A 5,967-nucleotide genomic window follows, 5' to 3' on the forward strand; every position below is an offset into this window, starting at 1 on the left:
CTCGCCGCGTTTGCGCTTTGCGCGGTAATTTTAGCGATAAATTTTAAAAGCCTAAGCGCACCAGAGCAGATCAAAGACTATGCAAGCTCGCCCGCGGAACTACTGGAGCAGTCTAAAAAGATCAGCGAGATAACGGGCGCCGCGCCGCAAAACTCCGTCATCGTGCTAAAGGGCGGCAGTGACCCGGTCGGAGACGAAAAGCGGCTGATGCGCGAGCTAAAGCAGGCAAATCTCGTAAAAGACTACGCCTCGATTTCTAAATTTATCCTAAGCCGAGCCGAACAGGAAAGTGTAAAAAATATCTTTAAAGAGGCCGCAAAAGACGAGGAGATTTTTAAAATTTACGCTCAGTTTGGCTTGCCTAGCGAGCTAGTAAAGTCAGAACTTGAAAAGATCGCAAACGCCAAAACTATCGGTGCTAGCGAGATTTTAGAATTTGACGCGGCAAAAAATTTGGCGCGGTTTTTACCTGGCCCAAACAGTAGTGCGGTGTATGCCGATGGGCTTGCAAGCGGCGAGAAAACGGATGAAATTTTAAAGGCAAACGGCGCTTTTAGCGTGAGTTTCGTCGGTGCGCTAAATCAAAATTTGACCGAAGCCAAGGTCTGGGCCGCGATACTCAAGGGCGGCGCGTTTTTGGTTGCATTTGCGCTTTTGTGGGCGTTTTTCGGGGCGGCGCGCTCGCTTTTGGTTATGAGCGTCATCGCGCTTGGCGTGCTAGCCGTGCTTTGCGGTTTTGTGGCGCTTGGCGTCCACGTAAATATTTTTGCGATTTTCGGGCTTATCTTAGCAAGCGCGGTCGGGATAGATTATCTCATTTTTGCGCTAAACGAGGACTTGTCGCAGCAGGAGCGCGTATTTGGGATATTTGCCGCGTTTATCACGAGCTTTATCTCATTTTTTGCGCTTAGTTTTAGTCAGACGCCCGCAGTTAGCGTTTTTGGGCTAGCCGTTAGCCTTTGCGTCGCATTTTACGGGCTTGCCGCCTGCACGCTCGCTATGAAAAATTTGGATTAAATTTAGCAAAAAGAGGTATAATCGGCGACTCTAGGGCGCTAAATTTGACCCACACGGGCGCGCTAAATTTAATAAAACGGAAAGAAAATGCTAAAAATAAACGGCAAAGATGGGGGTGAATTTATCGGCAAAACCGTAGCGCAGCTGCTCGCCGCAAAGGGGCTAAAGCCTGAGCGTATCGCGGTTGAGCTAAACGGCGAAATCTTGCCCAAAGATAAATTTGATACGACGCTAAGAGACGGCGACTCGGCCGAGATAGTGCATTTTGTAGGCGGAGGTTGAGATGAAATTTGACGAAAATAACGATATTTTAGAGCTTGGCGGGCATAAATTTAGCTCGCGTTTTATCCTGGGATCGGGTAAATTTTCGCTACCTCTTTTAGAGGCTGCGGTGCACGAGGCGGGCGCGCAGATCGTGACGCTGGCGCTTCGGCGCGTGAACGAGGGTGGGATCGAAAATATCTTGGATTTTATCCCAAAGGGCGTGACGCTGCTACCAAACACCTCGGGCGCTAGGAACGCCGATGAGTGCGTACGTATCGCAAAGCTCGCGCGCGAGGCCGGCTGCGGCGATCTCGTGAAGGTCGAGGTCATCAGAGATAGCAAATACCTGCTACCCGATAACTACGAGACGATAAAAGCGACCGAAAAGCTCGCAAACATGGGCTTTGTCGTGATGCCCTATATGTACCCTGACCTAAACGTAGCGCGCGATCTGGCTTCGGCGGGTGCTGCGTGCGTGATGCCGCTGGGCGCACCGATTGGGACGAATAAAGGCCTTTGTACGCGCGAATTTATTAAAATCTTGCTCGCCGAAATAGACCTGCCCGTGATCGTGGATGCAGGTATCGGCAGCCCTGCGCAGGCGTGCGAGGCGATGCAGATGGGCTGCGCGGCCGTGATGGCAAACACCGCTATCGCGACTGCCGGCGACGTAAAAACGATGGCGCGAGCCTTTGCGCTGGCGATACAGGCGGGCAGGCTGGCGTATCTATCCGGGCTTTGCAATGTGAGCGAGAGTGCTAGGGCGTCGAGTCCGCTGACGGGATTTTTGGAGTAAATTTGGCTTTAAATTTGACGGCATGAAAAACGGTGTCAAATTTGAGGCGGGCGAGGATGAAAATTGCCTCGTTAAATACTGCGAATTTTAAATTTGACGATTTCGTGCGGTTTTAAATTTAGCGCCGAAAAGGCGCGGGTTTGTGCGCGTAAAATTTACGGCTCCTAGCCTTTAAAAACGATCAAATTTACCGCCCAAAATTTAGACGAAAAACGGAGAAATATTTGAAAAATATAGACGTGATGGAGTATGCCGACGGTGCGCAGCGCATAGACGAAACGCTGATGCGGCGGGTATTAGCCGCGCGCGAGGGCTACGACTACGCGAAATTTGACGCCGGCGACGTTAGGCGCGCTCTTGGCGAAGAAAATCTAAGCGTAGATGGCCTAAAAGCGCTTCTAAGTCCGGCTGCTAGCACATTTTTGGACGAGATGGCGGAGGTGGCGCGAGATAGGACGCGCAGGCAGTTTGGCAACTCGGTGCAGTTTTTTACGCCGCTTTATATCTCAAATTTTTGTGATAGCGACTGCGTTTACTGCGGCTTTAGCTCGCGAAATAAGATCTCGCGCGTGCGGCTAAAGGCGGACGAGGCGGCGACGGAGCTAGCAAATATCGCAAAAAGCGGACTAAAAGACGTGCTCATCCTAACCGGCGAAAGCGCGAAAAAAAGCGACCTGGGCTATATCGGCGAGGTTTGCAAGGAGGCGTCTAGACTTTTTAGCAACGTAGGCGTCGAGATATATCCGCTAAATGCCGACGAATACGCGTTTTTGCACGGTTGCGGCGCGGACTACGTCGTGGTTTTTCAAGAGACTTACGACCCGGTGGCGTATGCGAGATTTCATCTAGGCGGCGTCAAGCGCTCGTTTGCCTACCGCTTCCACGCTCAGGAGCGCGCTCTCATGGGCGGTATGCGCAGCGTCGGATTTGCTGCGCTTTTGGGGCTTGACGACTTTAGAAAAGACGCGCTAGCCACCGCGCTGCACGCTCATCTCATACAGCAAAAGTACCCGCACGCCGAGATCGCGCTATCTTGCCCGCGCCTGCGACCCGCGATAAACAAGGCTCACGTCGGCCCGCGAGACGTCGACGAGAGGGCACTGTTTCAGGTTATCTGCGCGTACCGCCTCTTTTTGCCGTACGCAAATATCACGATCTCTACGCGCGAGTCGGCGCGCTTTCGTGACGGGGTCATCGCAGTCGCCGCGAACAAAATCTCAGCCGGCGTTAGCACTGGCGTGGGGACGCACTCGGATAAGGCCAAAAAGGGCGACGAGCAGTTTGAGATCAGCGACGCGCGCTCGGTCGAGGAGATACTAGGCGCCGTGCGAGGGCTAAAATTGCAGCCCGTGATGAGCGAGCATATTTACGTTTAGTACTTTGCGCTTTTGCGGGCGTAAAATTTGGCTTTTGGGGTAAATGGCGATGGAATTTGACAAATTTGAGCTCGTTTGGGTGACGAACCGCCGCTTGAGTGAGGATTTTTTCGCGGACGTTAGGCGAGGAGCGCAAAGCGGCAAGGCGGATAAAATTTTGCTGAGGGAAAGCGATCTGTCCGAGGATGAATACGAAAATTTAGCCCGCAAAACGCTTGAGATCATCGCTGAGTGCGGCTCTAATACGCAGCTTATTTTACATACTCACGCAAACGCCGCAAGCAGGCTTGGTGCGAGTGAGCTACATCTGCCTTTTGCTAAATTTATGGCGTCAGGCGGCGAGTCTGCTATAAATTTGAGAGATTTGGTTAAATTTGACGGTGTTCGCCCAGATAAAGAGGGAGGCGGCGGCATTTGCGCGTCAAGTTTGACGCAAAATCTCAAAATCGGCGTTTCGGTACACTCTTTAGACCAGGCTCTAGCGGCGCAGGAGCTAGGCGCTGATTACGTCGTGGCGGGGCATATTTTTGATACGCCTTCTCACGCGCTAGAGCGAGGCAGGGGGCTTTGGTTTTTACGGGAAATTTGCGAGAATCTAAGCATAAAAACCTACGCTATCGGCGGGATAAATTTTAAAAATCTAAGCGAGATCAAGCAGGCGGGCGCGGCAGGAGCCTATATGATGCGGGGATTTTTGAGTTAATTTTTTAATTTTGATTAATACTACTTTAATAACAAATTTTATACTATAGTCATTATCTAAAATAACTGATAATAGGAATAAAAATGAATACTTTAAAAATTGTTATTTTTCTTATCTTTGCTCTATTTTTGGTTGGGTGTAGCGGCAAATATGAAGTCACCCCACAAAGGCTAGATAATATCAAGGCTACGGCTAAAATCGTCAATCTAAGTACAAATAAGACGATGGATTTTGACGACTTTATTGTCGAGGTGTTAGATGCTGATATTTTACTGGTGGGCGAGCTGCACGATGACTTTGACCACCATTTGGCAGAAATTTTACTCATCAAAGCGCTTTCAAAAAATAAAAACATAGACGTCGCTTTTGAGATGCTTGGAGGTGATAAGCAAAAATATGCAGATGGCTTGGATAAAAAAACTCGTCCGGGCGAATTGATAAAAGCTATAAAATGGAATGATAAAATGTGGGAGTTAAGGCATTACAAAGGAGTGCTAGAAGCAGCATTTTATAGCGCTAACATCAAGTGCGCAAATTTAAGCGAAGACGAAATAAAGCTGATATTTACCGGCGCCCAGCCTATATCTGGTAAATTTTCCACATCCAAAAGCGTTCAAGAAGCTATCGTGAAAATCATCCGCGGAGCGCACGGAGGCGTAAATAAGCAAGATATACAAAAGCTTGTCCAGGCTCAGCAGTACAAAGATCGTAGGATGGCCGACGTCGTAAATAAATCTGCAAATTTTGCTTTGCTTATAGCTGGGAGGTATCACGTCCAAAAGGACATAGGGGTGCCGCTTCATCTTATGGATTTTAAAACGAAAAAGAAATTTAAAACTTTGTTTTTAGGCTTTGATGGCGATGATACGAGTGCTAAAGAGGCTGATTATCTATGGAAATTTAAATAAAGGTACGAGATGGCTAAAATTTTAGTGATTATTTTTTCTTTTTGTTTGTTGTTTGGTGAAAATAACGTAAGCGAATTTGAAAAATCGAGCGATAGCCAAGTAGCGTTTGATGTAAATTTATCTCAAGCTGGCTTGAAATTTGGCGAAGAGCAAAATTTGACCGGCATCGCCTCAAATTCTCAGGCACCAAGCATAGATTTGTCATTTATTTCGCTTTTTAAGAACGCACATATAGTCGTAAAGATTGTTATATGCGTTTTGATTTTATTTTCCGTCATTACGTGGACGATTTTTATCGTCAAATTTATCCAGTTTAAGCTGGCATTTTGTAGACTCAAATCTGACGAAAACACTGTAAAAGACGCGTCTGATTGGCGGGTTTTAAAGTTAAAGAAAAAGAGCTTTGCAACGGATTTTATAAGAGAACTTGAGGATGAGAGCAAAAAAAGCATCAAATTTGACGCAAATATGAAATTGCGAGTAAAACAAAGGCTTGATCTTAAAAAATCGTCGCTCGCGAACGTGATGAGAGGATGGGTTGGAGTGCTCGCCAGCATCGGCTCGTGCGCACCTTTTGTCGGGCTTTTTGGGACGGTTTGGGGCATAATGAACAGCTTTGTGGGTATAGCAAACAGCGACAACGCCAGCCTAAGCGTGGTGGCTCCCGGTATCGCAGAGGCGCTTTTTGCCACAGCTCTTGGGCTCGTAGCCGCGATACCAGCGGTTTTGGTTTATAACTATCTGGTGCGGTGTAGCGTTAAATTTAATGCTAGTTTAGGGCTGCTTAGTTCTCAAATTTATTTGATGTTTGATAGACTGGCTGCGGAAAATGAATAGCGAAGAAGAGCTAAGCGAGATAAACGTAACGCCTTTTATCGACGTTATGCTTGTACTTTTGATTAT

The 5,967-nt window shown here is 47.9% G+C and carries 6 protein-coding genes and 1 pseudogene; all 7 read left to right on the top strand.

Annotation, left to right across the window (positions count from 1 at the left end; genetic code table 11):
* Positions 1-1,017, top strand: a pseudogene (locus Q0546_RS02190) (hypothetical protein); the annotation flags it as partial.
* A gap of 87 nt (positions 1,018-1,104) precedes the next feature.
* A complete protein-coding gene (gene thiS, locus Q0546_RS02195) occupies positions 1,105-1,299 on the top strand; it encodes a sulfur carrier protein ThiS (protein ID WP_298790120.1) in 195 nt (64 codons plus the stop codon).
* Position 1,300: 1 nt separating this feature from the next.
* Positions 1,301-2,077: a thiazole synthase gene (locus Q0546_RS02200; protein ID WP_298790122.1), complete on the top strand. Its 777-nt coding sequence runs from the start codon at positions 1,301-1,303 to the stop codon at positions 2,075-2,077.
* A 242-nt stretch (positions 2,078-2,319) separates the two neighbouring features.
* Positions 2,320-3,453: a 2-iminoacetate synthase ThiH gene (thiH, locus tag Q0546_RS02205; protein WP_298790127.1), complete on the top strand. Its 1,134-nt coding sequence runs from the start codon at positions 2,320-2,322 to the stop codon at positions 3,451-3,453.
* 49 nt (positions 3,454-3,502) lie between these two features.
* Positions 3,503-4,156 (top strand): thiamine phosphate synthase, encoded by a 654-nt coding sequence (locus tag Q0546_RS02210; protein WP_298790124.1) that lies wholly within the window; start codon positions 3,503-3,505, stop codon positions 4,154-4,156.
* A gap of 83 nt (positions 4,157-4,239) precedes the next feature.
* Positions 4,240-5,064, top strand: coding sequence for a ChaN family lipoprotein (locus Q0546_RS02215; RefSeq protein ID WP_298058533.1), 825 nt, complete (start codon positions 4,240-4,242; stop codon positions 5,062-5,064).
* A 9-nt stretch (positions 5,065-5,073) separates the two neighbouring features.
* The gene (locus Q0546_RS02220) at positions 5,074-5,901 is read left to right on the top strand and encodes a MotA/TolQ/ExbB proton channel family protein (protein ID WP_298790126.1); all 828 of its coding nucleotides are present in this window, start codon (positions 5,074-5,076) and stop codon (positions 5,899-5,901) included.
* Positions 5,902-5,967: the final 66 nt, after the last annotated feature.

It is taken from the genome of uncultured Campylobacter sp., assembly GCF_937997465.1.
In the GTDB taxonomy this organism is placed as follows: Bacteria; Campylobacterota; Campylobacteria; order Campylobacterales; family Campylobacteraceae; genus Campylobacter_A.

What these genes read in the sequence shown, in the direction of transcription:
- thiS (WP_298790120.1), top strand. Translation starts at nt 1,105, where the DNA reads ATGCTAAAAATAAACGGCAAAGATGGGGGTGAATTTATCGGCAAAACC.
- Q0546_RS02200 (WP_298790122.1), top strand. Translation starts at nt 1,301, where the DNA reads ATGAAATTTGACGAAAATAACGATATTTTAGAGCTTGGCGGGCATAAA.
- thiH (WP_298790127.1), top strand. Translation starts at nt 2,320, where the DNA reads ATGGAGTATGCCGACGGTGCGCAGCGCATAGACGAAACGCTGATGCGG.
- Q0546_RS02210 (WP_298790124.1), top strand. Translation starts at nt 3,503, where the DNA reads ATGGAATTTGACAAATTTGAGCTCGTTTGGGTGACGAACCGCCGCTTG.
- Q0546_RS02215 (WP_298058533.1), top strand. Translation starts at nt 4,240, where the DNA reads ATGAATACTTTAAAAATTGTTATTTTTCTTATCTTTGCTCTATTTTTG.
- Q0546_RS02220 (WP_298790126.1), top strand. Translation starts at nt 5,074, where the DNA reads ATGGCTAAAATTTTAGTGATTATTTTTTCTTTTTGTTTGTTGTTTGGT.